The organism is bacterium (assembly GCA_026398675.1).
GTDB lineage: Bacteria > RBG-13-66-14 > RBG-13-66-14 > RBG-13-66-14 > RBG-13-66-14 > RBG-13-66-14.
This window is the reverse complement of sequence record JAPLSK010000167.1, coordinates 1-14,887: the sequence shown is the minus strand read 5'-3', so window position 1 is coordinate 14,887 and position 14,887 is coordinate 1. Positions and strand designations below refer to the sequence as shown.

24 protein-coding genes and 1 pseudogene are annotated in these 14,887 nt (G+C 64.7%); all 25 read left to right on the top strand.

What is annotated here, in order from left to right:
- Nucleotides 1-1,381 (top strand): EF-Tu/IF-2/RF-3 family GTPase (locus NTW26_05225; protein MCX7021667.1); only part of this gene is annotated, 1,381 nt, incomplete at its 5' end.
- 268 nt (nucleotides 1,382-1,649) lie between these two features.
- A complete protein-coding gene (gene tuf / locus NTW26_05220; protein MCX7021666.1) occupies nucleotides 1,650-2,852 on the top strand; it encodes an elongation factor Tu in 1,203 nt (400 codons plus the stop codon).
- A gap of 317 nt (nucleotides 2,853-3,169) precedes the next feature.
- Nucleotides 3,170-3,481, top strand: a complete 312-nt coding sequence (gene rpsJ / locus NTW26_05215; protein ID MCX7021665.1) for a 30S ribosomal protein S10 — start codon at nucleotides 3,170-3,172, stop codon at nucleotides 3,479-3,481.
- 19 nt (nucleotides 3,482-3,500) lie between these two features.
- Complete coding sequence (gene rplC, locus NTW26_05210; GenBank protein ID MCX7021664.1) at nucleotides 3,501-4,142, top strand: 50S ribosomal protein L3; 642 nt, start codon at nucleotides 3,501-3,503, stop codon at nucleotides 4,140-4,142.
- 9 nt (nucleotides 4,143-4,151) lie between these two features.
- Complete coding sequence (rplD, locus tag NTW26_05205; GenBank protein ID MCX7021663.1) at nucleotides 4,152-4,775, top strand: 50S ribosomal protein L4; 624 nt, start codon at nucleotides 4,152-4,154, stop codon at nucleotides 4,773-4,775.
- On the top strand, nucleotides 4,772-5,062 hold the full coding sequence (locus NTW26_05200) for a 50S ribosomal protein L23 (GenBank protein MCX7021662.1): 291 nt from the start codon (nucleotides 4,772-4,774) through the stop codon (nucleotides 5,060-5,062). The genes rplD and NTW26_05200 overlap by 4 nt, the downstream gene beginning before the upstream one ends.
- A gap of 301 nt (nucleotides 5,063-5,363) precedes the next feature.
- Complete coding sequence (gene rplB, locus NTW26_05195) at nucleotides 5,364-6,224, top strand: 50S ribosomal protein L2 (protein ID MCX7021661.1); 861 nt, start codon at nucleotides 5,364-5,366, stop codon at nucleotides 6,222-6,224.
- Between the two features lie 262 nt (nucleotides 6,225-6,486).
- A complete protein-coding gene (rpsS, locus tag NTW26_05190) occupies nucleotides 6,487-6,771 on the top strand; it encodes a 30S ribosomal protein S19 (GenBank protein MCX7021660.1) in 285 nt (94 codons plus the stop codon).
- A 47-nt stretch (nucleotides 6,772-6,818) separates the two neighbouring features.
- The gene (rplV, locus tag NTW26_05185) at nucleotides 6,819-7,175 is read left to right on the top strand and encodes a 50S ribosomal protein L22 (GenBank protein ID MCX7021659.1); all 357 of its coding nucleotides are present in this window, start codon (nucleotides 6,819-6,821) and stop codon (nucleotides 7,173-7,175) included.
- 7 nt (nucleotides 7,176-7,182) lie between these two features.
- Entirely contained in the window at nucleotides 7,183-7,965 is a 783-nt protein-coding gene (gene rpsC / locus NTW26_05180; protein ID MCX7021658.1) for a 30S ribosomal protein S3, read from the top strand.
- A gap of 2 nt (nucleotides 7,966-7,967) precedes the next feature.
- On the top strand, nucleotides 7,968-8,372 hold the full coding sequence (gene rplP / locus NTW26_05175; protein MCX7021657.1) for a 50S ribosomal protein L16: 405 nt from the start codon (nucleotides 7,968-7,970) through the stop codon (nucleotides 8,370-8,372).
- A gap of 10 nt (nucleotides 8,373-8,382) precedes the next feature.
- Nucleotides 8,383-8,589, top strand: a complete 207-nt coding sequence (gene rpmC / locus NTW26_05170; GenBank protein MCX7021656.1) for a 50S ribosomal protein L29 — start codon at nucleotides 8,383-8,385, stop codon at nucleotides 8,587-8,589.
- A 3-nt stretch (nucleotides 8,590-8,592) separates the two neighbouring features.
- Entirely contained in the window at nucleotides 8,593-8,847 is a 255-nt protein-coding gene (gene rpsQ, locus NTW26_05165) for a 30S ribosomal protein S17 (GenBank protein ID MCX7021655.1), read from the top strand.
- Between the two features lie 156 nt (nucleotides 8,848-9,003).
- Entirely contained in the window at nucleotides 9,004-9,372 is a 369-nt protein-coding gene (gene rplN / locus NTW26_05160; GenBank protein MCX7021654.1) for a 50S ribosomal protein L14, read from the top strand.
- On the top strand, nucleotides 9,372-9,701 hold the full coding sequence (gene rplX, locus NTW26_05155) for a 50S ribosomal protein L24 (protein MCX7021653.1): 330 nt from the start codon (nucleotides 9,372-9,374) through the stop codon (nucleotides 9,699-9,701). Before rplN ends, rplX begins: the two co-directional genes overlap by 1 nt.
- A gap of 20 nt (nucleotides 9,702-9,721) precedes the next feature.
- Nucleotides 9,722-10,261 carry a 50S ribosomal protein L5 gene (rplE, locus tag NTW26_05150; protein MCX7021652.1) on the top strand — a complete coding sequence of 180 codons (540 nt, stop codon included), beginning with the start codon at nucleotides 9,722-9,724 and terminating at the stop codon, nucleotides 10,259-10,261.
- 11 nt (nucleotides 10,262-10,272) lie between these two features.
- Nucleotides 10,273-10,458 carry a type Z 30S ribosomal protein S14 gene (locus NTW26_05145; protein MCX7021651.1) on the top strand — a complete coding sequence of 62 codons (186 nt, stop codon included), beginning with the start codon at nucleotides 10,273-10,275 and terminating at the stop codon, nucleotides 10,456-10,458.
- A gap of 190 nt (nucleotides 10,459-10,648) precedes the next feature.
- A complete protein-coding gene (gene rpsH, locus NTW26_05140) occupies nucleotides 10,649-11,050 on the top strand; it encodes a 30S ribosomal protein S8 (protein MCX7021650.1) in 402 nt (133 codons plus the stop codon).
- A 12-nt stretch (nucleotides 11,051-11,062) separates the two neighbouring features.
- Complete coding sequence (gene rplF, locus NTW26_05135; GenBank protein ID MCX7021649.1) at nucleotides 11,063-11,611, top strand: 50S ribosomal protein L6; 549 nt, start codon at nucleotides 11,063-11,065, stop codon at nucleotides 11,609-11,611.
- A 259-nt stretch (nucleotides 11,612-11,870) separates the two neighbouring features.
- Complete coding sequence (gene rplR / locus NTW26_05130) at nucleotides 11,871-12,227, top strand: 50S ribosomal protein L18 (GenBank protein ID MCX7021648.1); 357 nt, start codon at nucleotides 11,871-11,873, stop codon at nucleotides 12,225-12,227.
- A 7-nt stretch (nucleotides 12,228-12,234) separates the two neighbouring features.
- Nucleotides 12,235-12,708, top strand: a pseudogene (gene rpsE / locus NTW26_05125) (30S ribosomal protein S5).
- A 127-nt stretch (nucleotides 12,709-12,835) separates the two neighbouring features.
- Nucleotides 12,836-13,030 carry a 50S ribosomal protein L30 gene (gene rpmD, locus NTW26_05120; protein MCX7021647.1) on the top strand — a complete coding sequence of 65 codons (195 nt, stop codon included), beginning with the start codon at nucleotides 12,836-12,838 and terminating at the stop codon, nucleotides 13,028-13,030.
- A 101-nt stretch (nucleotides 13,031-13,131) separates the two neighbouring features.
- Nucleotides 13,132-13,566, top strand: coding sequence for a 50S ribosomal protein L15 (gene rplO / locus NTW26_05115; GenBank protein MCX7021646.1), 435 nt, complete (start codon nucleotides 13,132-13,134; stop codon nucleotides 13,564-13,566).
- Nucleotides 13,566-14,660, top strand: coding sequence for a preprotein translocase subunit SecY (locus NTW26_05110; protein ID MCX7021645.1), 1,095 nt, complete (start codon nucleotides 13,566-13,568; stop codon nucleotides 14,658-14,660). The genes rplO and NTW26_05110 overlap by 1 nt, the downstream gene beginning before the upstream one ends.
- 80 nt (nucleotides 14,661-14,740) lie before the next feature.
- Nucleotides 14,741-14,887 (top strand): nucleoside monophosphate kinase (locus NTW26_05105; GenBank protein MCX7021644.1); only part of this gene is annotated, 147 nt, incomplete at its 3' end.

Here is a 14,887-nt window from a genome sequence, read left to right as displayed (position 1 = left end):
CATGCAGAAGTACCTCGACGGCGGGGAGATAACCCCCGATGATATCCGCGCCGGCCTGCGCCGCGGGACTCTGGCCGGGGAAATCCAGCCCGTGCTGGCCGTGAGCGCCCTGAAAAACAAGGGCGTCCAGCCGGTCCTCGACGCCGTGGTGGACTTCCTCCCCAGCCCCCTCGACCGCGGCGCCGTGAAGGGGATCAATCCCAAAACGGAGCGGGAGGAAGAGCGCAAGCCGGACCCCAACGCGCCACTGACGGCCTACGTCTTCAAGACGGCCGCCGACACCTTCTTCGGAAAGCTGACCTTTTTCCGCACCTACTCGGGGACGCTGAAGGTCAAAGACTCGCTCTTGAACAGCCACACCGGGCGCGGGGTTCGCGTGGGACGCCTCCTGGAGATGCACGCCAACCGGAAGACCGACATCGCGGAACTGGGCCCCGGGGAAATCGGCGCCGCCGTCGGTTTAAAGGGCTGCCGCACCGGTGACACCCTCTGCGACCGAGACCACCCCATCGCCCTGGGGACCATAGAGTTCCCCGAGCCGGTCATGCGGGTGGCCATCGAGCCCGGCTCCACCGCCGACGAGAAGAAGCTCGCCGACGGCCTGGAGAGCCTGGCCGAGGACGACCCCACATTCACCGTGGCCGAGGACGCCGAGACCGGCCAGCGCATCATCTCCGGCATGGGGGAGCTCCACCTGGAGATAATCGTGGACCGGCTCCAGCGGGAATTCGGCGTCCGCTGCCGGGTGGGCGAGCCCCAGATTGCCTTCCGGGAGTCCGTTTCCGGTCCCGGCGAGGACGAGTTCATCCTGGACCGCCAGCTCGTCGGCAAGGGGCAGTACGCGAAGGTCCGCATCGCCGTGGAGCCTGCGGGCCACGGGGAGGGATTCTCCTTCTCCGGATGGGTGGATGGGCTGCCGAAGCCTTACCACGAGGCCATCGAGGAGGGCTGCCGCCAGGGGATGCAGGTGGGCGTCGTGGCCGGGTACCCCATGGTGGACGTGCGGAGCCGTCTGGTGGACGCGGGGTTTGACGAGGCGCTCTCCTCCTCCGATGTTTTTCGAGCGGCCGCCTTCCGCGCATTCCACCTGGCATGCGCCAAAGCCGGACCCCTCGTCCTGGAGCCGGTGATGAGCCTCGAGGTCACCTGCCCCGAGGAGTTCCTGGGCAACGTGCTCAAGGACCTCTCCACCCGCCGGGGGCAGATAACCGAGACCCGGATCCTGGCCGGTTCCCAGGTGGCGGACGCCCGGGTGCCGCTATCGGCCATGTTCGGCTACTCGACGGCGGTGCGCTCGTTGACCCAGGGTCGTGCCTCTTACCACATGCAGTTCGAGCGCTACGCGCCGGTGCCCGAGGATTCGACCGCCCGGTGGTGGTGACCGAATCACTTGAAATTGAGAGTCTTGCGTTGTCTCGTAATCGTCCGTCAATCGCCGCCGTTCCCGCCCCCAAGTCGGGGGAGGAAAAAAACGTACCGTCAGGCTGGTAATCCGCGCCGAGATGTGTTATATTGCACCGCCCCCGCGCAAAAGGCCGTTCATGCCCGCGGCGCGGCTTGAAGACTTCAACCGTTCAAGGTTCCAGAGCTCTTTTTAACGTTGACTTTACGTCACACTGGCTCTCCAGCCGTTTGATTAGGAGGCCAAGATGGCTAAGGAAAAATTCCAGCGCACCAAGCCCCACATCAACGTGGGCACCATCGGTCACGTGGATCACGGCAAGACGACCCTCACGGCGGCCATTACGCTGAACTTGTCGCACCACAACCTGGCCACCTACGTCAGCTTCGACGAGATCGACAAGGCCCCGGAAGAGCGGGAGCGCGGCATCACCATCAATACCGCCCACGTGGAGTACCAGTCCGAGAAGCGGCACTACGCGCACGTGGACTGCCCGGGCCACGCCGACTACGTCAAGAACATGGTCACCGGCGCCGCCCAGATGGACGGGGCCATCCTCGTCGTCTCCGCCGCCGACGGGCCCATGCCACAGACCCGAGAGCACATCCTCCTGGCCCGGCAGGTCGGCGTGCCCTACATCATCGTCTTCCTGAACAAAACCGACATGCTCGACGACCCCGAGCTCCTGGAGCTGGTCGAGATGGAGTGCCGGGATCTGCTGACCCAGTACGAGTACCCCGGCAACGAAGTCCCCTTCATCAAAGGGTCCGCCCTCAAGGCCCTGGAGAAGGGCACCGGCGACAAGAACGATCCCGACATCAAATGCATCTTCGAGCTCCTCGACGCCCTGGACAACTACATCCCGCTGCCCGAGCGCGCCACCGACAGGCCATTCCTGATGCCCATCGAGGACGTCTTCACCATCACCGGGCGCGGGACCGTCAGCACCGGCCGCATAGACCGCGGAATCATCAAGGTCGGCGACAAGGTGGACATCGTGGGCATGCGCGACAAGATCGAATCCACCACCGTCACCGGCGTCGAGATGTTCCGCAAGCTCCTGGATCAGGGCCAGGCCGGCGACAACGTGGGATGCCTCCTGCGCGGCACCGAGCGCAAGGACATCCAGCGCGGAATGGTGCTGGCCGCTCCGGGCTCCATCACACCGCACACGAGGTTCACCTCCCAGGTGTACATCCTGACCAAGGAAGAAGGCGGCCGACACACACCCTTCTTCCCTGGATACCGGCCCCAGTTCTTCTTCCGCACCACCGACGTCACCGGCAACATCGCCGAGCTCCAGGACGCCGAGATGGTCATGCCCGGCGACACGGTGAGGATGACCGTGGAGCTCATCACCCCCATCGCCATGGAGAAGGAACTGCGCTTCGCCATCCGCGAGGGCGGCCGCACCGTCGGCGCCGGCGTCGTCACCGATATCCTCAAGTAAAGTCGGCTGACTGGTCGGGGGGCTGTTTCGGAGTATCCGGATAGAAGGGCAGTTACGGATTCGCTGGGTTTGAATAGAAGCCGGAACCCGTAAGGTCGGACAGGGAAACGGTTTCGGATTAGCCGTACTTTAGGGAACCCCGGACAGAGGGACGGTTTCGGACTCGCCAGGCTCCTTATTGAGGCCCGGACCCCGGAAGGTCGGACAGGGAAACGGTTTCGGACTCGCCGGGCACCGTTTGGAGCCCCGGATAGGGAAACGGTTTCGGATTCGCCGGGTTCTTTACAGAGGCCCGGACCCCGAAGGATTAGAGTGTTATGGCCAAGAGCGACAAGATACGCATTCGCCTGCGGGCGTATGATCACCGGCTTCTGGACCGCTCGGTGGCGCGCATCGTCGAAACCGTGCGTTCAACCGGAGCTATTGTGGTGGGGCCGGTGCCTCTGCCGACGCGCATCCACCGCTTCACCGTCAACCGCTCGCCGTTCATAGACAAGAAGTCACGCGAGCAGTTCGAGATGCGCATCCACAAGCGGATGCTGGACATCCTGAACCCTACGGGTGACACCACCGACGCCCTGATGCGCCTCGACCTCCCCGCCGGGGTGGACGTGGACATCAAACTCTAGGGCGCAAGCGAGGTGGAACGTGGTTAGAGAGCTTCTAGGCCGAAAGCTGGGCATGACCCAGGTGTTCGACGAGGACCGGGTGGTCCCGGTCACCGTCCTCGAGGTCGGCCCCTGCACCATCGCGGGGTTGCGCACCGCCGCCGCGAACGGCTACGAGGCCCTGCAGATCGGATTCGGCGAGGTCGCCCCGGCCCGGGTCTCCAAGCCGCGCGCCGGTCAGTTCGCCAAGAACGGCCTCACTCCGACCCGCTGGATGGCCGAGGTGTCCTGCGATCCGGGCGACGAGCACAAGATAGGCGACGTGTTGGGCGTCACGGCTTTCGCAGAAATCCGGTCGGTGGACGTGCGCGGGGTGACCAAGGGCCGCGGCTTCGCCGGCTGCATCAAGCGGCACGGTTTCAGCGGCGGGCCCGCCACACACGGCGCCAAGTTCCACCGCGCGCCCGGCTCCATCGGAGCCTGCGCCTTCCCGGGAAGAGTCGTGAAGGGCAAGCGCATGCCGGGCCACTACGGCAACGACCGCTTCACCGTGCTCAACCTCTCCGTCGTCCGCCTGGACGCCGAGAACAACCTCCTCTACGTCCGGGGCGCCGTCCCCGGACCCAAGGGCGGCCGGATAGTCGTCCGCGTCGGCCGCAGAGGCGACGCGAAGGGCGAGTAAGGGGATACCATGGTTACCGTTGACGTCCTCAACCGCGAAGGCTCCAAGGTGGGCGAGATCAAGCTCCCCGTGGAAGCGCTCGACGAGGTCACCGTCACCGTCTCCAACGTGGTGCGGGCGTACATGGCGAACCGGCGCAGCGGAACCGCCGCCACCAAAACCCGCGGCATGGTCGCCGGCGGCGGACGCAAGCCCTGGCGGCAGAAGGGGACCGGCCGGGCACGTCACGGCTCACGCCGAAGCCCCCTGTGGGTCGGCGGCGGAATCACCTTCGGCCCCCAGCCCCGCGATTACACCCAGCGCACACCGACGAAGATGAAGCGCCGCGCTCTCATCGAGGCCCTCGGATACCGTCTCGGCAGCCTGAAGGTCGTGGACGAGATCGTCCTCGCCGAGAACAAGACCCGCGAGGTGGCGTCCCTTCTCGCAAAGCTAGACGCCGCCCAGAAACCGCTCTTCGTCACCGACGACGCCGACCGCGGGCTCTGGCTGGCCAGCCGGAACATCCCCGGCGCAAGCACGACCCGGGTGGACGACCTCAACGCCTACATGGTCATGTGGCACGGAAAACTCGTCTTCTCCAAGGCCGCCGCCCTCCGGCTCGCTGAGAACATCAAGGGGTGGGTCAGATGAGGGAGCCCTACGACATCCTCCTGCGCCCCGTGATCGGCGACAAGGCCGCCATCAAGCGCGAGAAAGAGAACCGCTACGCCTTCGTCGTCGTCCCGAACGCGAACAAAATCGAAATCAAGCGCGCCGTCGAGCAGGCCTTCAAGGTCAAGGTCCTCCGCGTCAACACCGCCTGCTTCCGCGGCAAGAAGCGCACCGTCCGCATGAAGGTGGGCTACACGCCGAAGTGGAAGAAGGCCGTGGTCACCCTGGCCGCCGGGCAGCACATCGCCCTCTTCGAGAGCGCCTAGGGCCGGTCGGGGGAGTCGGTTTGCCTGGGGGGGAGTCGGGTCAGCCGTTAACGCTCGGGATGTTGAACGTAATCGTCAATGCGCACCGGGGTCGGCTTCCAAGTTTTTTTAAACGCCGCGCCGCCTGCGAAAAATGAGATCCTTTTTTAATCGGTAAATTACGGCGAACCGGGTGGAATAACCGGCAATCGTCGGCCGCGAATGCTCCATCGAACTGCCTTCGAGTAATGCCGAGCCGTTCCTTAGTAAGGGTCCACGAATAACCAACTCCCCGCAGCCACGCCGGCCCGGGAGGTCGAAGATGCCAGTCAAGAAGATGAAGCCGACTTCGGCCGGAGTACGCCACGCGAGCCGGCTGGTCACCCCCGACCTCTCCAAGGAGCGCTCGCCGAAATCGCTTCGGCTGGCCAAGAGCTCCTCGGGCGGCCGCAACAACGATGGCCACGTCACCATGCGCCGCCGAGGCGGCGGGCACAAGCGCCAGATTCGCCTCGTGGACTTCAAGCGCACCAAGGACGGCGTCCCCGCCGTCGTGGCCAGCATAGATTACGACCCCAATCGCTCGGCCAACCTGGCACTGCTCAAGTACATCGACGGCGAGTGGAGCTACATCATCCAGCCCAAGGGCCTCAAGGTCGGCGACACCGTCATCTCCGGCGAAGAGGTCGAGGTCAAGCCGGGCAACGCGATGAAGCTCCGCTTCATGCCGCTGGGCCACCTGGTACACAACGTGGAGATGAAACCCGGCAAGGGCGGCCAGTTGGCCCGCTCCGCCGGAACCTGGGTCCGCTTGGCGGCCAAGGACGGCGACTGGGCCCACATCCGCCTCCCCTCCGGCGAGGTTCGGCTCATCCACCTCGACTGCCGGGCCACCGTGGGCACCGTGTCCCTGTCCGAGCACAACCGCATCTCGCTGGGCAAGGCCGGACGAAGCCGCTGGATGGGGCGCCGGCCAAAGGTCCGCGGATGCGCAATGAACCCCGTGGATCACCCCCACGGCGGAGGCGAGGGGAAGACCGGCGGCGGTCGGCACCCCGTCTCACCCTGGGGCCAGCCCACCAAGGGCTTCCGCACCCGCAAGGGTCCCAACCGCTACATGGTCCTGGGCCGCCGTCGCGGCAAGCAGGCCGGCGGACGCGCCAAGGGCCAGGTCAAGCTCTAGAGGCCGGTTGGGCCGGTTAAGGGGGGCGGACCATTGACCGGGTCGAGTCGCGAGTAACGCGGAGGCCGGTTAAGGGGGGCGGGACATTTAACGGGTTGGGTCCTAAGTGACGCGCGAGGGGGCGGGTTTGTAATGCAACGGCGAGCGCGCCGATGAGATAGTAAAGGTTGCGGAGGCCCGGGTAAAAGGTCGTTGGACGGCGGGCCATCCGTGGTTAAAAAAGGTTCCACCGACAGAGGTTCAACGGACACGCGGAGTAAGATTGTCTAGATCCGTCAAAAAAGGGCCGTACGTGGATCCGAAGCTTTTGGCGAAAATCCAAGAGCTCAACGCGACGGGCGAACACAAGGTGCTCCGGACCTGGGCGCGGCGCTCCACAATCCCGCCCGAGTTCATCCGGCACACCGTCGCCGTTCACAACGGTCACAAGCACGTCCCGATATACATTACCGAGGAGATGGTGGGCCACAAGCTGGGCGAGTTCGCGCCGACGCGCACCTTCCGCGTCCACGGCGGAAAATCCTCCCGGTCCACCGCCCTCAAGTAACGGCGGCTCTCGAGCCCCGACCCCGGATTTAAGCGGGGGAGTACGCGATGAAAGCCAGTAACCGATACGTGCGGATTTCGCCCTTCAAGCTGCGCCGGGTGGCCGACGTGGTCCGCGGGCGCAATGTCAACGAGGCCATCGCCCTCTGCCGGCACATGAACTCCGGGGCCGCCCCGATCATGGGGAAGCTCCTGAAATCGGCCCTGGCCAACGCCGCCAGCAACGACCTCGACGGCGTCCTCGACCTCGACGCCCTCGTCGTCGGCGAGGTCCAGGTCAACCAGGGGCCCACGCTCAAGCGCATCCGCTACAAGGCCAAGGGCATGTTCGGACGCGTCCGCAAAATGACCAGCCGCGTTTTCGTTTATCTGAACGATCCCACGGCTACCGAGGAAGAGGAGTAGCGCCTCCATGGGACAGAAGACCCACCCCATCGGTTTCAGGCTCGGGTACTCCAAGCCCTGGGAATCCCGCTGGTTCGCGCGGGGGCGGGAGTACAGCAAGCAGCTCCACGAGGACCTGCTCCTGCGCAAAAAGCTCAAAGCGAAGCTCTTCGCCGCGGGGGTCTCCTCGATCGAGTTCGAGCGCCTGCCCAACATGGTGACGGTGATAATCCGTTGCAGCCGCCCGGGGATAATCATCGGCCGCAAGGGCTCCGAGGTGAACAAGCTCCGGGACGACATCGCCGCCGAGCTGAAAAAACCGGTCAAGGTCCTCATTGACGAGGTGCGCGACCCCGAGAAAAACGCCCTGCTGGTGGCCGAGAACGTGGCCTCCCAGCTCGAGAAGCGCATCGGCTTCCGACGGGCGATGAAGAAGGTGCTGGAGTCGGCCCTGCGGCGCGGCGCCGAGGGGATAAAGATCATCTGCTCGGGCCGCCTGGGCGGGGCCGAGATGAGCCGCACCGAGCGCTACATCGCCGGAAGGGTCCCGCTCCACACCCTGCGCGCCGACATTGACTACGGCTTCACCGAGGCCGCCACCACCGCCGGCAAGATCGGGGTCAAGGTCTGGATTTTCCGGGGCGAGCGGCTCCCCGACTCGAACACCCTGACCGGCGAGCCGGTCAACGCCCCCTCGGGAGGAACGCGCGACCGGGAAGACGTCCGGCGCCCACCGCGTAACAGGCCCCCCCAGCGTAGGGATGATAACCGCGGCTCCGACCAGTCCCAACGTGGGGAGAAGAAGGAGTAGCCATGCTTATCCCCAAGCGGAGCAAGTGGCGCAAGCACCAGCGACGCCGGATGCGGGGCAAGGCCCTACGCGGGTGCAATATAAACTTCGGGGAGTACGGGCTGATGGCCCTCGAGCCCCATTGGATTACAGGCAACCAGATAGAGGCCGCCCGTATCGCCATCAGTCGCCACGTCAAGCGTGGCGGGAAGGTTTGGATACGCATCTTCCCCCAGAAGACCTACACCAAGAAGCCCCAGGAAGTTCGCATGGGGTCGGGGAAGGGCGCGCCCGAGGGATGGGTGGCCGTGGTCAAGCCCGGAATGATCATGTTCGAGCTCGACGGCGTCCCCTACGAAGTCGCCTTCGAGGCCATGCGCCTCGCCGGGCACAAGCTCCCCATACGGACACGCTTCGTGGAGAGGTAAAGGAGCCGTCTTGAAGGCCAAGGAACTACGCCAGATGACCGACGCCGAGCTCATAAGCCGGCACCAGGAGTTCTCCGAGGAGCTGATGAACCTGCGTTTCCAGCTCCAGATGAAGCAGTTGACGAACCCGGGCCGCATCAAGATAGTGCGCAAGGACATCACCCGGATCAATACCCTTCTCGCCGAGCGCGAGAGGGCAGCCCAGAGCGGGGGTTAAGCGATGGGCGTCAATCGGAAACGCCGTACGGGAAGAGTCGCCGGCGACGCGCACGCCAAGACCGTCGTGGTCGTCGTCGAGCGCCGCCAGGCCCATCCTCTGTACAAGAAGACCGTGACCCTCACCAGTCGGTTCATGGCCCACGACGAGGAGAACGCCTGCCACGCCGGCGATCTCGTCCTCATCGAGGAGACGCGCCCGCTGTCCAAGCGGAAGAACTGGCGCGTCTTGGAGATACTCGAGCGGGCCGTCGGCTAGAAGGTTTTTGATTTTCGCGAGAGCGTCCGTAACCCGGAGCCCGAAGCGGTAACAGCCGCTGCGACGCATACGCGCCCTGAATGAGGGACACGATGCGAGGCTCCCCGAACCGGTCCCCCGCACCGCGCCGACCGCCGGCGCCAGGGGGTTTGGAAGATGATCCAGCAGGAAACCGTCGTCAACATCACCGACAACTCGGGCGCCAAAAAGGCTTTGTGCATCAAGGTCTTGGGCGGCACCCGGCGGCGCTACGCCTCCGTCGGCGACATCATCGTCGTCACGGTCAAGGAGGCGCTGCCCACGAGCAACGTCAAGAAAGGCACGGTCATAAAGGCCGTCGTCGTGCGAACACGGAAGGAAATCCGCCGCAAGGACGGCTCCTACATCCGTTTCGACGACAACGCCGTGGTCCTGATAAACGAGACCGGCGAGCCCGTCGCCACCCGTGTCTTCGGACCCGTGGCCCGAGAGCTGCGCGAGAAGAAATTCAACCGGATAGTATCCCTGGCCCCGGAGGTGCTCTGATGGCCCGCGTCACGCGACTGCGCAAGGGGGACACCGTGGAGGTGATCTCCGGCTCCGAGCGCACCTCGAAGAAGAACCGGGGTCAGATTCTCAAGATAAACCTCGCGCGGACCCAGGTCATCGTCCAGGGGCTCAACTTCACCAAGAAGCACCAGCGCCAGAAGAAGCAGGACGTTCAGGGCGGAATCATCGAGATCGAGGCCCCCATCGTGCTTTCCAACGTGATGTTCGTCTGCCCCAAGTGCTCGAAGACCACCCGGCTGGGCGTCAGTCATGTGGACGGCAAGCGGTTCCGCGTCTGCAAGCGGTGCGGCGCCGAGTTCGTCTAGGAGGATCCGTGGCCCCCAGGATGAAAGAAATCTACGATACCAAGGTCCGGGCGGCCCTCACGAAGCGCTTCGGATACTCCAACCCCATGCAGATCCCGCGCCTGGATAAGATCGTTCTCAACCGCGGCATCGGGACGGCCAAGGACAACCCGAAGGCCATCGAGGGCGCCGTCGCCGACCTGACCGCGATCAGCGGCCAAAAGCCGATTCTGACCCGGGCCCGCAAGTCCATCGCCCAGTTCAAGCTCCGGGCCGGTTTCATCATCGGCTGCCAAGTGACGCTGCGCCGCGACCGGATGTACGAGTTCTTCGATCGTCTGGTCAACTTCGCCATCCCCCAGATTCGCGACTTCCGCGGCATGCCCGACCGCTCATTCGACGGCCGGGGGAACTTCAACCTGGGGCTCAACGAGCAGCTCATCTTTCCGGAAATTGACTACGACGACATCGCCTCCATCGCCGGCACCACGGTGACAATCTGCACCACCGCCGGGACGGACGAGGAGGGGAAGGCGCTTCTTACCGAGCTCGGGATGCCCTTCCGCCGCCCGAACCGTTAGAAGGAGACCCGTTGGCGAAGACGTGCTTGATCGAGAAGGCGAAGCGCAAGCCCAAGTTCAAGGTGCGGCGCTACAACCGCTGCCCGCTTTGCGGACGGGCCCGCGCCTACTACCGCCGCTTCGACATGTGCCGCATCTGCTTCAGGAACCTCGCCCTCGAGGGGAAGATCCCGGGGATCACCAAGGCGAGCTGGTAGGCGAGGTGCCATAACGCGGCGAATGGGCCACAGTGTCCATGTTCGAAGATCCGCGCACCCGGAGAGGATTCGAAGGCCGGAATCAGCTCAGATTGATTGATGCGTTCCCCCTCCCGCGGCCGTTTCGATGCCGGAGACCGGGAACAACGAGATGGATGACGCATTTCCCCTCACGTAGAGGTTTTTCATGGTGATGACCGATCCAGTCGCCGACCTTTTGACCCGCGTGCGCAACGCAGCCCGCGCGGGGCACAAACAGGTCAGCGTCAGTCACTCGAACTTCAAAGAGGCCCTCGTCAAGCTCCTGATCGCGGAGGGCTACCTCGACGGCTACGCCCTCGAATCGGAGGACGGCGGCCCCCACCGGTCCATCCAGGTGGACCTCAAGTACACCACGGGTGGGAAACCGGCCTTCCGGGGCCTCGAGCGGATTTCCAAGCCGGGTCTGAGGGTCTACGTCCGGCGGGATAAGATACCTTACGTGATGAACGGGCTGGGGGTGGCGGTGCTGTCCACCTCGAAGGGGGTCCTCCCCGACTACACCGCGCGGCGCGAGGGGGTCGGCGGAGAGCTGATCTGCCGCGTCTGGTAAACAGGAGCCGTCATGAGCCGCATCGGAATGAAACCCATCGAGATACCCGACAAGGTGCAGGTCACCGTGGACGGGCGCCGCGTGAGCGTCAAAGGCCCAAAGGGCGAGCTCTCCCTCGAACTCACCGATCCCATCACCGCGACGGTCGAGGGGGGGAAGGTCATCGTCTCCCGGCCCGACGACACCAAGTTGGCCAAGTCCCGCCACGGCCTCAACCGCAGCCTCATCGCCAACCTGGTCAATGGGGTGTCCCGGGGCTTCGAGAAGAAGCTGGAGATACGCGGCACGGGTTACCGGGCCAAGGTCGAGGGCCACAACCTCGTCCTCAACGTGGGCTTCAGCCACCAGGTGACGGTCGAGCCGCCGGCGACGGTCGCTTTTTCCACCGTGCAGCGGGGCGACTTCACCATCGTCACCATCTCCGGTCCGGACAAACAGCTCGTGGGCGAGATCGCGGCCCAGGTGCGCCGCATCCGCCCGCCCGAACCCTACAAGGGCAAGGGCATCCGCTACGACGGCGAGTGGGTCCGCCAGAAGGCGGGCAAGGCCAACGTCAAATAAAGTGGGCCTGTATCGGGGGCCGGGGTCGTCGGGTGAGGCGAGCCGGATCTTCTGCTGCTTGAGAAAGTGGGCCGGCGGGTCCGGGGTCGTTAAACCCCGTCTGACGTGGGCGGTAGAGTGGGGGACCGCTAATTCGGGGGCCGGGGTCGTCGGGTGAGTCGGACCGGGACTTCAGTCGCTTGGAAGGCAGCCCGGCGGGAGCCGGGACACAATCAACAATAATTCAGCCCGTAGGTCGGTTTAGGACCGGAGTCAGAAGATGCTAGTCAAACAGAAGCTGCGTTCCCGGCGGCACTTCCACATTCGCAAGCGGGTGCAGGGCACGGCCGAGCGGCCGCGGATGGCGGTCTTCCGCTCGAACCGGCACCTCTATGTCCAGCTCGTAGACGACGAGGCCGGACACACCCTGGCCTCGGCCAGCACCCTCGACCTGCGTTCCGAAGGGGCGGCCGTCACGGCGAATCGTCAGACGGCGGTCAAGGTGGGCGCCCTCATTGCCGACCGGGCCAAGGGGAAAAACATCACGAACGTCGTTTTCGACCGCGGCGGGTTCAAGTTCCACGGCAAGGTCAAAGCCCTCGCCGAGGCCGCCCGCGAGGCCGGGCTCAAGTTCTAGGAGACCCATGAAGCGCGAGGAAATCCTGGGCGATCTGGAAGATCGGGTCATCGCGATAAACCGCGTGGCCAAGGTGGTTAAGGGCGGCCGGCGCTTCGCCTTCAACGCCCTCGTCGTCGTGGGCGACAAGAAGGGCCGCGTGGGCTGGGGCCTGGGCAAGGCCCCCGAGGTGCCGGACGCAGTGCGCAAGGGGATCGAGGTCGCCAAGAAGCGCATGATCAAGGTCCCCATGATTGGCTCGACCATCACCCACGGTATCGAGGGGCATTCGGGTGCGGGCCGCGTACTCTTGAAACCGGCCGCACCGGGCACCGGCGTCATCGCGGGCGGCGCCGTCCGCGCAATACTCGAGGTGGCCGGCATCGGCGACATCCTCACCAAGACCCTCAACACCAACAATCCCCACAACGTGGTGCACGCCGTCTTCGACGCCCTCGAGAACCTGATGAGCATTGACAGCGTGGCCAAGCGCCGCGGCAAGCGGCCGACCATGCGGCACCACGGTTACTACACCTTCAGCCACCTCGCCAAGGACGAGCCCGAGAAGGCCCCCGAGCCGGTGGAGGAGAAGATGACCGGTTACAGCACCGGCGGCGCGGAGAACGAAGATGCCTAAAGCAAAGCTAAAGCTCTCCGTAACCCAGGTCAAGAGCCAGATAGGCCACATCCTGCGGCAAAAGGTCACCCTGCGGACCCTCGGCCTGGGGCGCATCGGACGCACCGTCATCCACAACGACACCCCACAGATACGGGGCATGATCTACCACGTACGGCACCTGGTCCGCGTGGAGGCGGTCGAATAATAACGTGTAACGACGCCCCGGAAGTCCGCCCCGGCGGGAACAGATCGGCGGTGCGGGCGAGGGGTGGGGTGTCCGACGGACGCCTCGAGGTGGGAGCGGTCATGGACCTGGTTTCCGGAAACATGAAAAAGCGGCGGCGGATCGGCCGGGGGAACGGTTCCGGTAGCGGCACCTATTCCGGTCGGGGGATGGACGGCCAGAACTCGCGCTCGGGCGGCGGCGTGCGCCGCGGGTTCGAGGGCGGGCAGATGCCGTTTTTCCGCCGGCTGCCCAAGCGAGGATTTCAGTCCCGCGTCGGACAGAAGAAGAAGGGCTTCGACCACGTGAACGTGGGCGAGCTGGACGCCCTCGGGGCGACCGGGACCGTGGACATAGATTTCCTGAAGACCAAGCGCCGCGTCGCGCCCTGCGCCCAGAGGGTAAAGATTCTGGGGACCGGAGAGGTGACCGGGGCCTATGAGGTGCGGGCCAACGCGTTCAGCGCAGGAGCCGCCAAGAAAATCGAGGCCGCGGGAGGGAAGGCGGTGGTCGTCTAGTGTTTAAGAGCATCCGGAACATGCTGGCCATCCCCGAACTCCGCCAGCGCATATTCTTCACCATCGCCATCTTCTTCGTATACCGCGTGGGCGGCCACATCCCCGTACCCGGCGTCAACGCCGGCGTCCTGTCCGCCTGGTTCAACCAGAACGCCCAGGGCGGCCTCTTCGGTTTCATAGACATGTTCGCCGCCGGCAACCTCCGCAAGGCCACCATCTTCGCCCTGGGCATCATGCCCTACATCTCCGCCTCGATCATCATCCAGCTCCTCACCGCGGTCGTGCCCGCCCTGGAGAAGCTCTCCAAGGAGGGTGATGCCGGTATCGGTAACGGGATGTCACTCATTATTTTCATCGGCATCATCGCCCGCATTCCGGCGGACGTGACTCTGACCATGGAGAAGATAGGCGCGGGCGACACGAACCTGGTCAACATCGCCGTGATTCTCTTTGTGATGGTGGTCGTGGTGGCCGGGGTCGTGGTGATCCAGCAGGGGCAGCGCAAAATCCGCGTACAGTACGCCAAGCGCATCGTCGGGCGTAAAATCTACGGGGGGCAGTCCACCCACATTCCCCTGCGCGTCAACACCGCCGGCGTTATCCCGATCATCTTCGCCAGCGCGCTGATCATGTTCCCCAACACCATCCTGATGTTCACCGACGCCGACTGGCTGAAGACCCTCGCCGGGTGGCTCTCCCCGGGCAATTGGCTCTACATGATTGTCTACGGGGGGATGATCATCTTCTTCAGTTACTTCTACACCGCCATCGTCCTGAACCCGGCGGACCTGGCGGACAACATGAAGAAGTACGGCGGTTTCATCCCCGGCATCCGACCGGGGAAGAACACCGAGCTTTTCATAGACCGCGTCCTGACCCGCATCACCCTGGCCGGCTCGGTCTTCCTGGCGTTAATTGCCCTCTTGCCGGTCGTGATGGCGGTCATCTTCAAGTCGCCGATAACCTTCGGCGGCACGGGCCTTCTGATCGTGGTGGGCGTGGCGCTGGACACCATACGCCAGATCGAGAGCCACATGCTGATGCGCCACTACGACGGTTTCCTGAAGAAGGGGCGCATCCGCGGCCGCCGGTAAAGCCAAAGGACGCACAACAACCGACGGGGCCCCTGGGGAAGACGCCCAAGGGCCCTTTGACCGATTGCCGGGAGCCGGATTTGATTCTCGTACTCTTCGGACCGCCCGGAGCCGGCAAGGGCTCCATCGCCAAGTTCCTCGAGCTGCGCCGCGGGATGACCCACCTCTCGACGGGGGACCTCATCCGGGCCGAGCTCGCCCGCCCCGACTCGCCCGTCGCCGAACGC

What these genes read in the sequence shown, in the direction of transcription:
- tuf (MCX7021666.1), top strand. Translation starts at nt 1,650, where the DNA reads ATGGCTAAGGAAAAATTCCAGCGCACCAAGCCCCACATCAACGTGGGC.
- rpsJ (MCX7021665.1), top strand. Translation starts at nt 3,170, where the DNA reads ATGGCCAAGAGCGACAAGATACGCATTCGCCTGCGGGCGTATGATCAC.
- rplD (MCX7021663.1), top strand. Translation starts at nt 4,152, where the DNA reads ATGGTTACCGTTGACGTCCTCAACCGCGAAGGCTCCAAGGTGGGCGAG.
- NTW26_05200 (MCX7021662.1), top strand. Translation starts at nt 4,772, where the DNA reads ATGAGGGAGCCCTACGACATCCTCCTGCGCCCCGTGATCGGCGACAAG.
- rplB (MCX7021661.1), top strand. Translation starts at nt 5,364, where the DNA reads ATGCCAGTCAAGAAGATGAAGCCGACTTCGGCCGGAGTACGCCACGCG.
- rplV (MCX7021659.1), top strand. Translation starts at nt 6,819, where the DNA reads ATGAAAGCCAGTAACCGATACGTGCGGATTTCGCCCTTCAAGCTGCGC.
- rpsC (MCX7021658.1), top strand. Translation starts at nt 7,183, where the DNA reads ATGGGACAGAAGACCCACCCCATCGGTTTCAGGCTCGGGTACTCCAAG.
- rplP (MCX7021657.1), top strand. Translation starts at nt 7,968, where the DNA reads ATGCTTATCCCCAAGCGGAGCAAGTGGCGCAAGCACCAGCGACGCCGG.
- rpsQ (MCX7021655.1), top strand. Translation starts at nt 8,593, where the DNA reads ATGGGCGTCAATCGGAAACGCCGTACGGGAAGAGTCGCCGGCGACGCG.
- rplN (MCX7021654.1), top strand. Translation starts at nt 9,004, where the DNA reads ATGATCCAGCAGGAAACCGTCGTCAACATCACCGACAACTCGGGCGCC.
- rplX (MCX7021653.1), top strand. Translation starts at nt 9,372, where the DNA reads ATGGCCCGCGTCACGCGACTGCGCAAGGGGGACACCGTGGAGGTGATC.
- rplE (MCX7021652.1), top strand. Translation starts at nt 9,722, where the DNA reads ATGAAAGAAATCTACGATACCAAGGTCCGGGCGGCCCTCACGAAGCGC.
- rplF (MCX7021649.1), top strand. Translation starts at nt 11,063, where the DNA reads ATGAGCCGCATCGGAATGAAACCCATCGAGATACCCGACAAGGTGCAG.
- rplR (MCX7021648.1), top strand. Translation starts at nt 11,871, where the DNA reads ATGCTAGTCAAACAGAAGCTGCGTTCCCGGCGGCACTTCCACATTCGC.
- rpmD (MCX7021647.1), top strand. Translation starts at nt 12,836, where the DNA reads ATGCCTAAAGCAAAGCTAAAGCTCTCCGTAACCCAGGTCAAGAGCCAG.
- rplO (MCX7021646.1), top strand. Translation starts at nt 13,132, where the DNA reads ATGGACCTGGTTTCCGGAAACATGAAAAAGCGGCGGCGGATCGGCCGG.